Here is a 15,786-nt window from a genome sequence, read left to right on the forward strand (position 1 = left end):
GGATGAAAGCGTTATTTATCGGAGGTACGGGCACGATTAGCTCGGCCATTACGAAGCAGCTGGCGGAGAATGGCTGTGAGCTGTACCTGCTGAATCGAGGCAGTCGGAATGAGGCTTTGCCGCCGAACGTCAAGATTATTCAAGCGGATATTGGAGACGAGGAGCAAGTGGCTGGTTTGCTTGAGGGGCTGACGTTCGACGTTGTCGCGGACTTTATCGCATTTGTGCCGTCTCAGCTGGAGAGGGATTACCGGCTGTTCAAGGACAAGACCAAGCAGTTCATGTTCATCAGCTCGGCGTCCGCCTACCAGACGCCTCTGTCGGACTACCGCATTACAGAAGGCACACCGCTGTCCAATCCATGCTGGGAATACTCCCGCAACAAAATCGCATGCGAAGAATATCTCATCCAGATGTATCGCGATCACGGCTTCCCTATTACGATTGTAAGGCCAAGCCACACCTATAGCGAACGCTCCATTCCGCTTGGCGTGCACGGCAACAGGGGCTCGTGGCAGGTTGCGAAGCGGATGCTGGAGAATAAGCCGGTTATTATTCACGGCGATGGCACCTCGCTCTGGACGATGACGCATAACAGCGACTTCGCCAAAGGCTTTATCGGCCTGATGGGCAATCTGCATGCCATTGGCGAAGCTGTACATATCACATCGGACGAGTCGCTGACGTGGAATCAAATTTATGAGGCGATCGCTTCGGCGCTGGGCGTCAAGCTGAACGCTGTCCATGTGGCGTCGTCCTTCCTGGACGCTTGCAGTCCCTATGATTTCAAGGGAGGCCTGCTCGGCGACAAAGCGAATACCGTCGTATTCGACAATTCGAAGCTGAAGCGGCTGGTCCCGGAGTTCGTGGCCACAACGCGATTCGATCAAGGCATCAAGCAGACCATCCAGCATGTGCTCGCCCATCCCGAGCTTCAGCAGGAGGACCCTGAATTCGACGCCTGGTGCGACAAGGTCATTGCAGCGATGGAGGCGGCCTCGGCAGCCATTCGAGGTTGACCAGGCATCACGACAGCAAAGACACCTTCGTCCCTAACGGAGGTGTCTTTGCTGTCAGGCCTTTGTGGTTTGTGGCAGGCTTATCTTCCTTAACCCGAACGAACCGCTCCGCTCTTCCATTAGTTGGCGTCTTGGTGCTGGCTGTCGGCTAGCGGGAGCAGCAGCGAGAAGGACGTACCTTCCTCTGTGCTGCTGTTAAAAACGAGATCGCCTTGCTGCGCCTTCGCCAGAAGCTTGCTGAATGCGAGCCCGAGCCCCAGGCCTCGTAGAGCAAGCTTCTTTTTCTCCCCACGGAAGAAGCGCTCGAAGATATGGCTTTGCTCTTGTACGGGAATGCCGCAGCCATTGTCGTTCACGACAATTTCGGCAGCTTCTGCGTGAACGCGCAGGGCGATATCGAGCTGCAGTGCCCGATCGGGATGCTTGGCCTGCAGGCTATTATTCAGCAGGTTGACCATAATCTGCTGAATGCGAAGCGAATCGCCTGCAATATACACCTGCTGTTCGGGAAGGCATAGCGAAGGCTCCTGAAGAAGCTCTCCCTGGAGCAGTCTCCACTGGTAGACGATCTCACCGATAAGCATGGACGCGTCCAGCCGATCTCGTTCCAGATGCACAATGCCTGCGGCTAATGCGTTATAGTCAAGCAGATCGGCGACCATTCGCTCCAGTCGGACGGACTCCTGCAATGCGATGTCGAGAAACTCGTCCGCTTCCTCCCCCTGTACAACCTTCTCTCTAACTGCAAAAATAAGGCCCTTCACCGACGTGACCGGCGTCTTCAGCTCATGCGTCAGCCCTGCTAGCATAAAGCTTCGGGAGTGCTCCAGCTGCTCCAGCCGACCCGCCATCTCCTTGAAGGAACGAATGAGCTCGCCGAGCTCGCGCTCCTTGGTCTGGGCATCGAGCGAGATGCCATAATGCCCTTGGCTAATTTCCCTAGCGGCAGAAGCGACCATCCGGATCGGCCGGGACAGCTTCTTGGAGAGCAGATAAATGGTTAGCCAGCCTAACGCCGTCAGGCATAGGAGCGCCAGCCCGAACGCCCACCATACGTCAGTCAGTCTCGTTAACGGCTTTGTCGGCTGCAGGATGGTAACCTGGCCAATCTTCTCTTCTTGATGCGTAATTGGCGCGGTAATGGCCTTCATGCCGGGCTCCCGGGCCTTGTCGAGGCTATCATTGAGCTTATAAGGGAGCTCCTCCTGCGTCACAGGGTCTGACGCGTACAGCAGCTTGCCAGACAAATCGGTTACAATTAAGCAGATCCCGGACCCCAGCTGAAAATAATGCGCTCTTTTCTCCAGAAGCTTGGTGAGATCGGGTGGTATGACAACATCGCCGGTCGGTCCGTCCAGGCGGTCGGCAATGTCCTGGGCGAGCACTTCGACGGTCTGCAGCCGGCTGTCCATCGTCTGCTGCTTGGTCCACCACACCGCTGCGACGGCGAACACAAGAAGTCCGATGCACAGAATAATAAAATATCGAGCTGTCCAATAGGACAGCATAGACGTTTGCTTCAAGCTTCGATCCACAGCTGATACCCCGTTCCCCTCAATGTTCGCAGCTCTCCTTCTTCCACCGGCCAATGGGACAACGCTTGCCGGATTCGCTTGATGGACAGATCGACCGCGCGGTCGCTTCCATCATAATCCGCTCCCCACACGTGCTCAAGCAGCTGGTCGCGTGTGAAGATGCGTTTAGGATGCTCTGCCAGGAAGAGCAGCAGAGCCAAGTCACGTGGCATAAGCGAGACCTGTACACCGTTCAGCGTGACGCTCTGTGCCTGGAAGTCGATGCCGAGCCGCCCGAACCGCCGCTGCCTGCTCCCGTCCGTCCACTGGGAGGGCCGTCGCAGAACGGCTTGCGCGCGCGCGACAACCTCCTCCGGCACGAATGGCTTCGGCATGTAATCATCCGCCCCTTGGTTAAGTCCGTTCAGCCTGTCCTCGATATCGCTTCGCGCCGTTAGCATAATGACCGGACAGCTGCTTGTTTCCCTAATACGCCGCAGCACCTCCCAGCCGTCGACATACGGCAGCATGACATCGAGCAGAACGAGCGCTGGCATCTCCTTCTCAAACAAGCCGAGCGCCTGCCGCCCGTCCGCGGCAATCGCGACACCGAAGCCCGCTTTGCGCAAATAAGCGGACAGTACGCGCGCAATTGCGGCCTCATCCTCCACGACGAGTATCGTTTTCATGCGGCAGACGCTCCCTCCCGGGTTCATATTGCTCCCATTGTAGCAACCTTGCAAGGCGGCTTGCAATGCTTGTCCAGGTTTATTTGCGCAGACTACCCGCCGACATCTGCCCGACACATAGGACGAGTATACTGGGGGCGGCGGATGCTTACGAAGCAGTTTTGCTCCATTGCATTTCGCAAAACTTTAGGAGGGCAATCATGAACAAAAAAGTGATGATAATATCGGCCGCGATCGCGGTCGTTGTGCTCGGCGGGGCAGGCGCTTATGCAGTTATGAATAATTATTTGGGCAATAATGTGGAGGTTGAGTCGGTAATGGCGACGCCTCAAGCGTCCGCTCCGGCGAACGAGCCGGGGGCGACGGAGGGCACCGCTAGCTCGGGGAATGCGGGGGCCGGAACGGTAGTCGGAGCGGATAAGCTAAACGGCGCATGGAATATCGCATCTGGCTCCAAGGTTTACTGGTCGGTCACGACGTCGAAGGCAACGGTCAACTTTGTCAACGAAGCGGTTACGGGCTCGTGGAACGTGGATCTAAACGACACGTCGGCCATGACCGGAGAGGGCGTGCTCGACATGACCGCACTGGATTCCGGCAACGGGCAGCGGGACGGCCATGTCAAAGGCGCGGATTTCCTGGCGGTGGACCAGTTCCCTCAAGCGACGTTCTCGGTCAAGTCGATCAGCGGCGCTCCGGCGGAGTGGACGGAAGGAATCGCGGTGCCGGTGACGATCGAAGGCACGATGACGGTGAAGGGTATCGACAAGGACGTCGCGTTCGACTCGACCGCGATGTACCAAGACGGCCAGCTGCTTCTATCCGGGACGACCGTGGTCACGTTCGCCGATTTCGGCATGACAAGCCCTCATACGATCGTTCTCGAAACAGAGAATGAGCTGTCCGTGCAGCTGGAGCTTATGCTCGCGAAAGCATAATCACCATATAATGAAGAGGGCTGCCTGCAATCATGTTAAGACGATCGCGGCAGCCTTCTTCTTGCGCCTCTTCCCTTAAGCGGCTGTCCGTCTGAACGCGCGCACGGCGAATAGATAGGCGATGACCCATATCCCCAGGCACCATGCGAGAGCGATCCAGATATCATGGCCTACCGGTTGGCCGGACAGGAGCGCGCGGATGGATTCGACGATTGAGGTGACCGGCTGATTTTCGGCGAAGGCGCGTACGACGGCGGGCATGGTGTCGGTCGGCACGAAGGCCGAGCTGATGAACGGCAGGAAGATAAGAGGGTAAGAGAACGCGCTGGCGCCTTCCACCGATTTGGCGGTCAGGCCGGCGATCGCGGCGACCCAGGTCAATGCAAGCGTGAAGAGGACGAGGATGCCGGCAACGGCAAGCCAGGACAGGATCCCCGCCGACGAGCGGAAGCCCATCAAGAGCGCAACGAGAATGATGACGACGACCGAAAGGGCATTGGATACGACCGAGGTCAACACATGTCCCCACAATACGGAAGAACGTGCGATCGGCATGGAGTGGAACCGCTCGATGATGCCCCGCTGCTTATCGAGGAAGAGGCGATAAGCCGTGTAGGAGATGCCGCTGGCGATCGCCATCAGCAGGATGCCGGGCAGCAGGTAGTTCACATAGTTTTCCGTACCGCTCTGGATCGCGCCGCCAAGCACGTAGACGAAGAGCAGTATCATCGCGATCGGCGTGATACACACCGTAAGAATCGTGTCCAGGCTTCGCATAATATGCTTCATGGAACGTCCAAGCATGACGCCGATGTCACTGAAAAAGTGTTCGTTCATGATTAAGTCAGCTCCTTTTTACCAATGATTTCGAGAAAGATTTCCTCAAGCGAAGGTTGTTTCTCGACATATTCGGTTTTTGCGGGCGGGAACAGCTTCTTCAGCTCCGCGAGCGTGCCGTCCGCAATGATTGTACCTTTGTGCAAAATGGCGATTCGATTGGCGAGCTGCTCGGCTTCCTCCAGATATTGAGTGGTCAGGAATACCGTCGTGCCGCCGTCCGCCAGCTTCTTGACGATCCTCCAAGCCTCCATGCGCGCCTCGGGATCGAGGCCCGTGGTCGGCTCGTCGAGGAAGATGATCTCCGGCTGTCCGATCAAGCTCATCGCGATGTCGAGCCTGCGGCGCATGCCGCCCGAGTACGTGGACACCTTGCGATTGCCGGCTTCGGTCAGGCTGAAGCGTTCCAGCAGCTCGTCGGCGACCTGGCGCGGACTCGCCAGATGGCGCAGCTTGGCGATCATGATCAGATTTTCCCGACCGGTCAATATTTCGTCCACGGCGGCAAATTGTCCGGTCAGGCTGATCGCTTTCCGCACATGATCGGGGTCGGACGCGACTTCGTAGCCGTTCACGACGGCGGTGCCGCCGTCCTGCTTTAGCAGCGTGGTCAGAATTCGGACAATCGTCGTCTTGCCGGCGCCGTTGGAGCCGAGCAGGGCGAAGATTTCTCCCCGCTTTACTTTGAAGTTGACGCCCTTCAGCACTTCCGCGTCCTTGTAGGACTTGCGCAAATCGTTTACTTCGATTGTATGCATCATCCTTTGAATCCCCCTCTACTTGAATTTGTCCGTGTACTTTTTCATTTCCTTGGCAACCTCTTGGTACGCCTGTTCTTGGAAGATGTCGGCGTACGTTTTTGAATCTTTAATGATATCGTCGCCGAAAGACGCAACGTCGGCGCCGGTCACTTCGAGCACGCCCTTGCCCGAGGCCGAGCCTTGTTCGAACAGGTCGACGATTCCGGACAGCAATCCCGTTCCTTCGGTAAGCTCGACCGGGCCGACCTTGAAGAGATACTTTTGAATTTCCTTATAAACGATTTGGTAATCGCGCGGGAGCGCTTTGACTCGGGCCACATGCGCCCGCCATTCTCTTTTGCCTTCGATGAGATCCCGGATTGTCATTTTGATTTCCTCCTATTTGCCTAATTTTTTGGCAATACTATGGTTCAGCTGGTCGCGCCATTTGTCGCGGTACGTTTTGGCGCCTTCTTCGCCGGCGAGAGCCGCGCAGAAGCCTTGGATATCGTCGCCGAGCACCTCTTGGGCGCTCTGGCCGTCGGCGGCCGTCTCCTCTAGCAGTCCCAGCACGCCGTCGAGAATCGGCATGAGATTGCGGCCGGTGAAATCCGAGTGCGGCCATAGATGGCCTTGGATGGATTTCCAGGCGGCTTGATATTCCGCGGGCAGCTTGCCGGCGCGCGCTTCGAAAGCTTTACATTCTCTTTTCATGTCGTTGCCGGTCATTTTATCCCAAACGTTCATTCGGCTCTCTCCTTCAGCTCATTCATTTTTGACGTTACGAAATGCCATTTCTCCCAAAACCTCTGCAGCTCCGCGCGTCCCGCGTCGTTAAGGGCGAAGAACTTGCGCGGCGGCCCCATGTCGGACGGCTTTTTGGTGACCTCCACCAGCTTGTTTTTTTCGAGCCGGATCAGAATGGTGTACACCGTTCCCTCCACGACATCCGAGAAGCCAAGCGCGTTCAGGCGCCGCGTGATCTCATAGCCGTACGTTTCTTGGCGGCTTATAATTTCGAGCACGCAGCCTTCGAGCACGCCTTTGAGCATTTCCGTTAAGTTTTCCATCGCCATCATCCTTCGCTATTCTGTATGACTGGTATCAAGTGTTACTTACTACCTCTACAAAGTAACACGTAGTAGTGGGTGGAGTCAATAGCGTTTGAGTTTTTTTTATTAAAAAAGGCAGCAGTCCATCCATAGGACGGGCTGCTGCCTGGTTGTTGGGGAGAAGCTAAGGTTAAGGCGACGCCGGCGCGTCTTCGGTCAAAGCGCCTGGCGCAGCCTGCTTCTTCGCCCCCGAAAACAGGGGCTGAATGCGGTAGCGGAAGAAGTAATACACAATGCCAATCGCAATCCATGTCATGCCGAGCCACAACGCCTGGCCGTCGAGCAGTGACAGCAGCCAGCCGATAAAGCAAGCGCCGATGAGCGGGCAGACGAGATAGAGGATGGTCTCCTTGAAGGAGCGCCGTTTCTCCTTGATATACAGCTTGAGGATAACGGACAAATTGACGAAGGTGAAGGCGGTTAATGCGCCGAAGCTGACGCATTTGACCGCGAAGTCGAGGCTGATGACCAGAGCCAGCATGGAGAATGCCGCGACAATTATAATATTGACAGCAGGCGTGCGGAATTTCGGATGAAGTGCGCCGAATACCTTCTTCGGCAACACGGCGTCCCGGCCGAACACATAGAGCAGCCTGGAGACGGTGGTGAACGAGGACAGGCCCTGCGTGAAGACCGCGAACACAACCACGGTCATGAACAGCGCGGATAGACCGGAGCCGCCGACAAGGCGAACGACCTCCATGCCTGCCGTATCGACGTTGTCGAACGCCATATTCGGATGCGCCAGCTGTGTCAGATAGGATGGTGTCAAGTAGAGCAGGCTAGCGAGCGTAATAATGATGAGAATGGCGCGCGGTATGGTGCGGCCGGAGTCAATCGTTTCCTCCGACATCGTCGTGACGGAGTCGAAGCCCAGGAAGCAGAAGCAGATCACGGACGCTCCCGCCAGAACAGCCGCGATGGGCACTTCGGTTTGGAAGAGCGGCTGAAGCGGGCTGGAGACGGCGGCTTCGGCACCAATTAGATTCCTGACCAGGAAGAAGCAGAACACGGCGATGAAGGCCATCTGAATCCAAACGAACCACTTGCTGAGCATCGCAGACACGCTGACGCCAATAATATTGATGACAGCCAGCACGGCGTTAAGCGAGACGACCCAGACCCACAGCGGAACAGACGGGAATTGCGCGTGAAGGAACAGTCCGAACGTCAGGCAGGCAATCAGCGGCGAGAACAGATAGTCCAGCAGAATGGCCCAGCCGACGAGATAGCCGAGATAAGGGTGCATGCTTTTGCCCACATAGGTATACGCCGAGCCTGAGGTCGGGAATGTCCGGGCCATGCTGCCATAGCTTAAAGCGGTGAAAAAAATCGCAATAAAAGCAAGGAAATATGCCTGTGTCAGCATTCCTCCCGCACTTTCGTAGGCCACGCCATACACGGTAAAATAAATCATCGGCGTCATCCAGGCCAGCCCCAAATATACGATATGCCGGGTCGACAAGGTTCTCTTTAATGTGGTTTCTGCAGTTGCGCTGCTCATTCCCATCATCCTCCATTCTTTCATCTCAAAAAAAAATAAAGCCCGGGAGGATATCGTGGATATCTCTCCCGGGCTTTTGTCCCTCCGTGGACACGGCCCTCAGGCCGTGCGTCTTCTCTCGGACCAGCCCGGCGCCTTACGCCGCGGAACCCTAGAAGACATCGTGTATTCGGTTTCGATGTAATGTAATATAACATGACATTTTGGATTTGAAAAGGGGTATGTCAGGAAAAATAACAAAAGTATTGACTATCCTTTGTTGTGGATGTTATCTTTAATCACATAAGAAACGAAGCTCGCCAGCGAGTTGGATAACTGAATACTTTAGTTGGCTAGGGTTCCGTCGGCTTATGCCGGGACTGGTCCGAGAGCCAACCGTTCCGGCAAGGCTGCGGAGCGACACGGAAGGATAAAAGCCTGGGAGATATCAACAAGACGTCATGTCTTGGGATATCTCCCTTTTTGTTTCCCCACAAACGCAGGATGAAGGAGCGATCGCTAATGGAAAAGGTTACATGGAGCATGACTCTCGCCCCGGGAGGCAAGTGGTCTGGTGTTGTAGGACGCGGCAGCAGCATGCGGTTGACAGCGCTGGAGGCAGGGGGGAATGTATCGATGCTGATCTTCAGCGCCGATGATTGCGCGGAGCGCTACAATATGCCCGACACGCTGAAGGCGCAGCACACCTCGCATCTGACCCGCGGCCATACGCTGATGAGCGATAACGGGAGGGTGCTCGCGGCGATCGTGGAGGACAGCCTTGGCTGGCATGATCCGCTCTCCGGCTTCACAACCAGGGAGGGTACGGATGCCAAGTATGGCATAACCCGTTATCAGGAGCTGCGGAATGAGTGGCTGCGCAGCGGGGAGGAGAATTTGACCGTCGAGCTGTTTCGCTCGGGTCTGAGACCGCGGGACCTGGGACCGGTTGTGAATCTGTTCTCGAAGGTGAGCTGCGACGAGAGCGGCGCGATGACATTCCATTCCGGTCATTGCAAGCGCGGGGCGGCCATTACGCTTCGCGCGGAGATGGATATCCTGCTGCTACTGTCCAATACACCGAACCCGCTTGATCCCAATAAGGACTATCCGTCGGTGCCGGTGCTGGTAGAGGTGGGGCAGACCGCAGGAGAGGTCGGCGAGGACGACTATTGCGTGCAATTCCGGCCTGAGAACCGACGTGCTTATGAGAATACATGGAGCTATTACGCGCTGCGCCGCAGCAGCCGATAGGAGGAGATTGCGAATGACGACTTTTAACCGAGTGGAGAGCGAGAGACTGGCGGAGACGGCCATCTACGATGCCATTATTCCGGCAGGTGACGGCTGGATGCATGAGCTGAAGCCGGGTCAGGTGCTGCGGATCGTCGATCTGGAGGGCAATCAGGCGGCGGATACGCTGTTCTATGACGCGGATAATCCGGAGGATCACTACAGCGCGACCCGCACGATAACGGGCCAAGGCAATATTTATTTGACGGCGGGAACAGTGCTTCGGGCAGAATCGGGCAAAAAACTGCTTACAATTTTAGCGGACACCTGCGGCAGGCATGATACGCTTGGCGGGTCCTGCTCGGCGCAGAGCAACACGGTTCGTTACGCTCATGAGAAGCTTCATATGCATAACTGCCGCGACACGTTCATGCTGGAGCTGGCGAAGCATCCTGAGGGAGAGCGCTATACGAAGCGGGATCTCGCCCCGAACATTAACTTTTTTATGAATGTGCCGGTTACGCCGGAGGGCGGACTGACATTCGCGGATGGCGTCTCCTCGCCAGGCGCATATGTCGAGCTTCGCTCGGAGTGCCGGACGATGGCTCTGATCAGCAACTGTCCGCAGCTTAACAATCCTTGCAACGCCTATAATCCGACCCCGGTGCGGGTCCTCATCTGGAATAACTAGAGATCGGGAGAGTGATAGCTTATGTTCGACAAAATATTAATCGCCAACCGAGGCGCTATTGCGGTTCGCATCGAGCGGACGCTTCGCCATATGGGCATCCAGTCTGTAGCCGTCTACACGAAGGCCGATCAAGACAGTCTCCATGTAGATCACGCCGATGAGGCGGTACTGATCGGGGACGGTCCCGCCAAGGAAAGCTACTTGGACGCGGAGCTTATTCTTCAGACAGCGCTCGATACGGGCGCGCAAGCCATTCATCCCGGCTATGGCTTCCTTAGTGAGAATGCCGCTTTCGCCAGGGCTTGCCGTGAGCGCGGCATCGTGTTTATTGGTCCGACGCCGGAGCAGATGGAGACGTTCGGACTGAAGCATTCCGCGCGGGAGGCGGCGGAGCGCGCTGGCGTGCCAATGCTGCCGGGCACGGGGCTGATCGAGCAGGCGGGCGAGGCCGCGGCGGAAGCCAGGCGTATCGGCTATCCCGTCATTCTGAAGAGCACGGCTGGCGGCGGCGGCATCGGCATGCGGGTGTGCGAGGACGAAGCGGCGCTGCTGGCGGCGTTCGAGGGGGTTCGGCATCTTGCGGAAACGAACTTCCGCAATGGCGGGTTATTTCTGGAGAAGTATATTGCGAAGGCTCGTCACGTCGAGGTGCAAATATTCGGCAACCGGTTCGGTGAGGTGGTTGCGTTAGGTGAACGGGACTGCTCCATTCAGCGCCGCAATCAGAAGGTTATTGAGGAGACGCCGGCGCCGAACCTGCCGCAGGAGGTGCGCGCCAGCATGCTGGAGTCCGCCCGCAGGCTGGCGGCCGAGACGGGCTACCGCAGCGCGGGTACGGTGGAATATTTGTACGACCCGTCAACCTGTGAATATTATTTCCTTGAGGTGAATACTCGGCTGCAGGTGGAGCATGGGGTTACGGAAGAGGTGCTCGGGGTCGATCTGGTGGAATGGATGGTGCGCGAGGCGGCGGATGAGCTGACGGGGCTGGACGCGCTTGTGCCGGTGCCGCAAGGACATAGCATTCAGGCGCGCATCTATGCCGAGGACTGCCTGCAGGACTTCCGTCCCAGCGCAGGGCAGTTGGATCAGGCGGTGTTCTCGCGGGAAGCCCGCAACGAGACGTGGGTGAAGGATGGATTGACGGTCACCACGCTATATGATCCCATGCTGGCGAAGGTTATTGTGCGCGGCGCGAATCGTGAGGAAGCCCTCCGCAAGCTGGCTTCGGCTTTGGCGGAGACGCGCTTCTACGGCTTAACAACGAACCTGCAGTACGTGGAGGAGCTGCTGGCGCACGAGGATTGTGTCTCGGGTCAAGTCTATACGCGCATGCTGGGGAGCTTCCAGCCGGAGGAGCGGGCCATTGAGGTGCTGGACGGCGGCGTGCAGACAACGGTGCAGGACTATCCCGGACGCGCCGGCTACTGGGATGTTGGCGTGCCGCCATGCGGGCCGATGGATACACTGTCGTTCCGCATTGGCAATAAGCTGCTGGGCAATCCCGATGACGCGCCGGGTCTGGAGCTGACCCTGCGCGGCGGCTCGTATCGTCTGCGCTGCGATATGACGTTATGTGTGACCGGCGCCGACATGGAGCCTGCGCTGGATGGAGAGTCTATCCCCATGTATAAGCCGGTAGCGGCTAAGCGCGGTCAAGTGCTGGAGTTCGGGGAAGCGAAGGTCGGCATGCGGGCTTATGTGCTGGTAGCGGGCGGACTGGATATGCCGCATATTCTGGGCAGCTCCTCGACGTTTACGCTGGGCGGCTTCGGCGGGCATGGCGGACGCGCCATCCGGACGGGCGATGTGCTGAGAGTGCGCAAGGCGCAAGCTGCTATTGAAGGGGCTGGCGCAGTGGATAGCGTGAGTGCAGAGCTGGACGTGACGCTGCGTCCCGCTATGACGCAGACATGGACCATTGGCGTTGTGCCGGGACCGCATTGCACGGAGGAGTTCCTGCTGCCGGGCTATCTGGATCAGCTGACAGAGACGGAATGGGAGGTGCACTTCAACAGCTCCCGGACGGGCGTTCGGCTGATTGGGCCTGCACCGCTATGGGCTAGAGAGGACGGCGGCGAGGCCGGGCTGCACCCGTCCAATCTGCACGATAACGCCTATGCCATCGGCACGCTGGATTTGACGGGCGATATGCCCATTCTGCTAGGACCGGACGGCCCGAGCTTGGGCGGCTTTGTCTGTCCGGCTACAACCGCCACGGCAGAGCTGTGGAAGCTTGGCCAGCTGCATCCCGGCGACAAGCTTCGCTTCCGTCTTCTGACGCTGGAGCAGGCCGACTCGCTAAGATCGGAGCTGGAGGACTGCCTGGACGCGATTGGACAGGGAGAGCGCAAGGGGCTGTCGCGATCGCCGCTGCCTGCATCGACCGCTGCGGAATTCTCTACAGATTATCCCGTGCTGGTCAGGGAGACGGAGGGGCGAGCGTTCCCCATGACCATCCGCTGCTGCGGGGATCAATATGTGCTGGTGGAGTACGGCCCCATGGAGCTGGATCTGAAGCTGCGCTTCCAAGCGCATGCCCTGATGCAGGCCATTCGGGATGACGGCAGTCTGCCGGTGCTGGATCTGACGCCGGGCATTCGCTCGCTGCAAATTCATATTGACCCGTCGCGGATGACGGTTCGCGATGCTTGCCTCCGTATTGCGGAGATTGATCGCGGTCTGCCGCCGCTGGAATCCATTCAGGTGCCGTCCCGTATTGTGAAGCTCCCGCTGTCCTGGGACGATCCCGCCACGCAGGAGGCGATTGACCGCTATCAGCAGAACGTCCGGCCGGATGCGCCTTGGTGTCCAAGCAATATTGAATTTATTCGACGCGTCAACGGGCTGGACAGCATGGATGACGTGAAGCGGATTGTGTTCGACGCCAACTACTTGGTGCTTGGTCTTGGGGACGTCTATCTCGGCGCGCCTGTCGCGACGCCGACCGACCCGCGCCACCGTCTGGTCACGACCAAATATAATCCGGCCCGCACCTGGACGCCGGAGAACGCGGTCGGTATTGGCGGAGCCTATATGTGCGTATACGGCATGGAAGGCCCCGGCGGCTACCAGTTTGTCGGACGCACCGTGCAGATGTGGAACAAGCTGCGGCCGACGGCCAGCTTTAAGCCGGGGCAGCCTTGGCTGCTTCGCTTCTTCGACCAGATTCGATTCTATCCGGTATCCCCCGAGGAGCTGCTGGTCATGCGGGAGGACTTCCTTCGCGGCCGGTTCGAAGCCGATATTGAGGAGACGACGTTCGATCTTGGTGAATATTTGCGCTTCCTCGAATCCATTGAAGACAGTGCGGCGGCATTCCGGGAGACGCAGCAGGCGGCCTTCCAGGCGGAGCGCGACAGCTGGAAGAAGCTTGGGCTTGCGGAATATGTGTCCGAGCAGGATACAGCCCCTCCAGCAGAGGAGGAGGCGCTGCCTGCAGACGCCATTGCTGTAAGAAGCAATATGCCGGGCAGTGTATGGAAGGTGGTCGCTTCTGCCGGACAGGCGGTGCGCAAGGGCGATACCCTGCTCATTCAAGAGAGCATGAAGATGGAATTTGCGCAGCAAGCGCCTTGTGACGGCGTAGTCGGCTCCATCTTTGTTGGTCCTGGCGAAGCTGTGCAGTCGGGACAATTGATTGTGAGTATTTTGAAGCAGACGGGATAGGGGGAGTAGCTATGCCAGCCGAAAAACAGCCAGCGGTGCTGACGGTAGAAGGATTGCGGGAGCTGTACCGAAGTGGGGGGACGACGCCAAGGGAGGTTGTGCTTGCCATTATACAACGGGCGGAAGCCGACGCCGGCATGAACATATGGATTACGCCGCCGGAGCTTGGTCGCGTGGAGCCCTATCTGCGGAATCTGGAGCATCTGCGTATGGACGACGCTCCGCTATGGGGCATTCCATTCGCCATTAAGGATAATATCGACTGGTCGGCTGCGCCGACGACGGCGGCTTGTCCCGCATTTGCTTATGAGCCGTCCCAGGACGCGGAGGTCGTCAAGCGGCTTGTCGCGGCAGGCGCCATCCCAATCGGCAAGACGAACATGGATCAGTTCGCAACGGGGCTGGTCGGCACCAGAAGTCCTTACGGCGAGACGCATAACGCGCTTCGTCCGGAGTTGATCAGCGGCGGCTCCAGCAGCGGCTCCGCTGTCGCTGTTGCGCGGGGGCATGCAGCGTTCGCACTCGGCACGGATACAGCGGGCTCGGGCCGTGTGCCCGCGCTGCTGAACCGTCTCGTCGGCTATAAGCCGAGCCTCGGCTCATGGCCGGTTCGCGGCGTGGTGCCCGCATGCGAAAGTCTCGACTGCGTGACGGTGTTCGCCTCGACGCTGGAGGACGCCTTGACGGTTGACCGCATTGCGCGTGGGTTCTGCGAGGAGGATGCGTGGTCGCGTGAGCTGCCCGCCTGTGCACAGGAGCTGCCGGAGCGCGTCTTGATTCCGCGTCTGGAGGAGCTCTCATGGCATGGTCCATTCGCGGATGCTTACCGGACCGCATGGGAGAGGGCGGTTCAGCGCTTGTGCTCCATGGGCCTTGCTGTAGAGACGATAGAGGTCTCTCTGTATACAGAGGCTGCTCTTCTTCTATATGAGGGACCTTATGCGGCGGAACGCTGGGCAGGCTTGGGTGAATTTGTCGAGTCGCACCCAGGGGAGACGTTCGAGGTCACCGAGCGCATTCTGCGTTCCGGTGCCCATGAGCGCCATACGGCTGCTTCGTTGTTCAGCGCCATTCACCGGCTGCAGCGTATGAAGCGGGCTGCCCATCGCCAGCTGAAGGGCGCGGTGCTGGCCATGCCGACAGCAGGCGGGACGTGGACGCGCGAGCAAGTGCTGGCCGATCCCATTGGAACCAACAGTGCCATGGGACGTTATACGAACCATTGCAACCTGCTGAATCTGTGCGGAGCAGCTGTGCCATCGGAGGATGCGGGAGATCGGCTGCCCTTCGGCATTACGCTGTTCTCTACCGCCGAGCAGGAAGCGCTGGTCCGGGGTGTCGCTCTTAGGTTTGTTAACGGCGCGGAGACAGGGACAATGCGGTCTGATGAGCTGGAAGCGATGAAGGAAGGGGTATGAACGCTAATGGATAAGGAAAAAGAAATGGAAAAGATCCGAATCGCGGTATGCGGTCTGCATATGAGGGGCTTTCCGCTGGAGGTCCAAATGCTGGCCCATGGGGCTGTCTTCCTCCGCGAAGCCGCCACCGCTGCGCGTTACCGCATGCTGAAGCTGCCGACCACTCCGGCCAAGCCGGGGCTTGTTAAGGGGCAGACTGGCGGCGGCTCCATAACGCTGGAGGTGTGGGAGATGCCGCTCGATCGGCTCGGCGCCTTCGTCGCCGGTATCCCGGCTCCGCTCGGCATCGGCAAGGTCGAGCTGGAGGACGGCGCCGAGGTTGTCGGCTTCATCTGCGAAGGCTACGCGGCCGAGCTGCCGGGCGCGCTGGACGTAACAGCAAGCGGCGGCTGGCGCGCCGTTGTGCAGTGACGTCGGCGCAGGGCCGAGGCGCTTACTGGTGG

13 protein-coding genes, 1 pseudogene and 2 riboswitches are annotated in these 15,786 nt (G+C 58.4%); of the genes and pseudogenes, 6 read left to right on the plus strand and 8 right to left on the minus strand.

Annotated features, from left to right (window positions below; translation table 11 throughout):
• Positions 1-2: 2 nt before the first annotated feature.
• Positions 3-1,019 carry an SDR family oxidoreductase gene (locus AB1S56_RS01850; protein ID WP_340872625.1) on the plus strand — a complete coding sequence of 339 codons (1,017 nt, stop codon included), beginning with the start codon at positions 3-5 and terminating at the stop codon, positions 1,017-1,019.
• A gap of 119 nt (positions 1,020-1,138) precedes the next feature.
• Here the strand turns inward: AB1S56_RS01850 and AB1S56_RS01855 are convergent, their stop codons facing one another.
• Positions 1,139-2,554 (minus strand): HAMP domain-containing sensor histidine kinase, encoded by a 1,416-nt coding sequence (locus AB1S56_RS01855; protein ID WP_340872624.1) that lies wholly within the window; start codon positions 2,552-2,554, stop codon positions 1,139-1,141.
• Complete coding sequence (locus AB1S56_RS01860) at positions 2,539-3,222, minus strand: response regulator transcription factor (protein ID WP_340872622.1); 684 nt, start codon at positions 3,220-3,222, stop codon at positions 2,539-2,541. Before AB1S56_RS01860 ends, AB1S56_RS01855 begins: the two co-directional genes overlap by 16 nt.
• Positions 3,223-3,422: 200 nt before the next feature.
• Here AB1S56_RS01860 and AB1S56_RS01865 point away from each other — a divergent pair, with 200 nt between their 5' ends.
• Complete coding sequence (locus AB1S56_RS01865; protein WP_340872620.1) at positions 3,423-4,160, plus strand: YceI family protein; 738 nt, start codon at positions 3,423-3,425, stop codon at positions 4,158-4,160.
• Between the two features lie 75 nt (positions 4,161-4,235).
• On the opposite strand, the gene AB1S56_RS01870 is transcribed toward AB1S56_RS01865, so the two are convergent.
• The 6 genes from AB1S56_RS01870 to AB1S56_RS01895 form a co-directional block, all read right to left on the minus strand.
• Entirely contained in the window at positions 4,236-4,997 is a 762-nt protein-coding gene (locus AB1S56_RS01870) for an ABC transporter permease (protein ID WP_340872619.1), read from the minus strand.
• Between the two features lie 2 nt (positions 4,998-4,999).
• Positions 5,000-5,758 (minus strand): ATP-binding cassette domain-containing protein, encoded by a 759-nt coding sequence (locus tag AB1S56_RS01875; protein WP_340872618.1) that lies wholly within the window; start codon positions 5,756-5,758, stop codon positions 5,000-5,002.
• Positions 5,759-5,773: 15 nt separating this feature from the next.
• The gene (locus tag AB1S56_RS01880; protein WP_340872617.1) at positions 5,774-6,124 is read right to left on the minus strand and encodes a DUF1048 domain-containing protein; all 351 of its coding nucleotides are present in this window, start codon (positions 6,122-6,124) and stop codon (positions 5,774-5,776) included.
• Between the two features lie 12 nt (positions 6,125-6,136).
• Positions 6,137-6,484 carry a DUF1048 domain-containing protein gene (locus tag AB1S56_RS01885; protein WP_340872616.1) on the minus strand — a complete coding sequence of 116 codons (348 nt, stop codon included), beginning with the start codon at positions 6,482-6,484 and terminating at the stop codon, positions 6,137-6,139.
• A complete protein-coding gene (locus AB1S56_RS01890; protein WP_340872639.1) occupies positions 6,481-6,789 on the minus strand; it encodes a PadR family transcriptional regulator in 309 nt (102 codons plus the stop codon). The genes AB1S56_RS01885 and AB1S56_RS01890 overlap by 4 nt, the downstream gene beginning before the upstream one ends.
• 190 nt (positions 6,790-6,979) lie before the next feature.
• The gene (locus AB1S56_RS01895) at positions 6,980-8,353 is read right to left on the minus strand and encodes an APC family permease (RefSeq protein ID WP_340872614.1); all 1,374 of its coding nucleotides are present in this window, start codon (positions 8,351-8,353) and stop codon (positions 6,980-6,982) included.
• 63 nt (positions 8,354-8,416) lie between these two features.
• Positions 8,417-8,519, minus strand: a riboswitch (guanidine-I (ykkC/yxkD leader).
• A 155-nt stretch (positions 8,520-8,674) separates the two neighbouring features.
• Positions 8,675-8,779, plus strand: a riboswitch (guanidine-I (ykkC/yxkD leader).
• Between the two features lie 75 nt (positions 8,780-8,854).
• Between AB1S56_RS01895 and AB1S56_RS01900 the strand changes: the two genes are divergently transcribed.
• The 4 genes and pseudogenes from AB1S56_RS01900 to atzF all read left to right on the plus strand — a co-directional run bounded on the left by AB1S56_RS01900 (position 8,855) and on the right by atzF (position 15,754).
• The gene (locus AB1S56_RS01900; protein ID WP_340872613.1) at positions 8,855-9,586 is read left to right on the plus strand and encodes an urea amidolyase associated protein UAAP1; all 732 of its coding nucleotides are present in this window, start codon (positions 8,855-8,857) and stop codon (positions 9,584-9,586) included.
• A 13-nt stretch (positions 9,587-9,599) separates the two neighbouring features.
• Complete coding sequence (locus AB1S56_RS01905) at positions 9,600-10,256, plus strand: urea amidolyase associated protein UAAP2 (protein WP_340872612.1); 657 nt, start codon at positions 9,600-9,602, stop codon at positions 10,254-10,256.
• A gap of 21 nt (positions 10,257-10,277) precedes the next feature.
• Entirely contained in the window at positions 10,278-13,925 is a 3,648-nt protein-coding gene (gene uca, locus AB1S56_RS01910; protein ID WP_340872611.1) for an urea carboxylase, read from the plus strand.
• A gap of 11 nt (positions 13,926-13,936) precedes the next feature.
• Positions 13,937-15,754 (plus strand): annotated as a pseudogene (gene atzF / locus AB1S56_RS01915) (allophanate hydrolase).
• The last annotated feature ends 32 nt before the right edge of the window (positions 15,755-15,786 follow it).

Source organism: Paenibacillus sp. PL2-23, assembly GCF_040834005.1.
Taxonomy (GTDB): Bacteria; Bacillota; Bacilli; order Paenibacillales; family Paenibacillaceae; genus Pristimantibacillus.